Source organism: Micromonospora sp. PRAS1 (assembly GCF_059553435.1).
Genome location: NZ_JCANNB010000107.1, coordinates 1 through 936, shown reverse-complemented (window position 1 = coordinate 936; position 936 = coordinate 1). Strand labels below are relative to the sequence as shown.

Sequence of the window (936 nt, the reverse complement as noted above, 5' to 3'; positions counted from 1 at the left end):
AGAGGGTGTTTGAGAAGGGGCTATGACGTCGGTTGTTGGTGGTAGGTGCGGCGTTGTTGGCGGGTGGCTGGTTGGCCTCGGGTGAGGCGGCGGGTCATGGTGTTGATGGCGGCCCAGCGGATCATGGCTTCGGAGGTGGCGGGGTCGCGTTCGTAGTCGCGGGCCAGGCGGCGGTGGGCGGTGAGCCAGGCGAAGGTCCGTTCGACCGGCCATCGTTTGGGGATGAGGACGAAGCCTTTCTGGCCGGCGGGTTTGCGCACGATGTGCAGGGTGGTTCGGAGGATGCGGGCGGTCCAGTCGACGAGTTGTCCGGCGAAGCCTGCGTCGGCGAGGACGAATCGGACCGGTGTGGCCAGGTAGAGGCTGAGCAGGGTGGTCTTGGCGCCGTCGCGGTCCTGGACGCTGGCGGCGCAGACCATCACCACGAGGATCATGCCGAGGGTGTCGGTGACGATGAACCTCTTCCGGCCGTTGATCTTCTTGCCGGCGTCGTAGCCGCGGGTGTCGGTGCCGACGGTGTCGGCGGCTTTGACGCTCTGGGAGTCGATGATTCCGGCGGAGGGCTGTGGGTTGCGGCCCTGGCTGAGGCGGACCTGTTCCCGGAGGTGCTCGAGGATGCGTGGGGTGACTTTCTCCTGCTCCCACCGGACGAAGTACCAGTAGACGGTCTGCCATGGCGGAAAGTCCGCCGGGAGTTGCCGCCAGGAGCAGCCGGTACGCACGACGTAGAGGATCGCGTCCACGATGGCCCGCCGGGAGTGCTTCTCCGGCCGGCCACCCGGGCGAGGTGGTGGCAGCAGGCCAGCGATGTGACGCCACTGAGCGGTGGTCAGATCGGAGGGGTACCGACGCTTACGAGGCACGCTGAAGGCAACCAGGCATCCACGATCATCAGCCGCACACCGAGTCCGACACGCCCCTTCTCAAACACTCACT

1 protein-coding gene is annotated in these 936 nt (G+C 66.7%); it reads right to left on the bottom strand.

Annotated features, from left to right (window positions below):
* Positions 1-20: 20 nt before the first annotated feature.
* Positions 21-863: an IS5 family transposase gene (locus AC507J_RS32290; protein WP_496294350.1), complete on the bottom strand. Its 843-nt coding sequence runs from the start codon at positions 861-863 to the stop codon at positions 21-23.
* Positions 864-936: the final 73 nt, after the last annotated feature.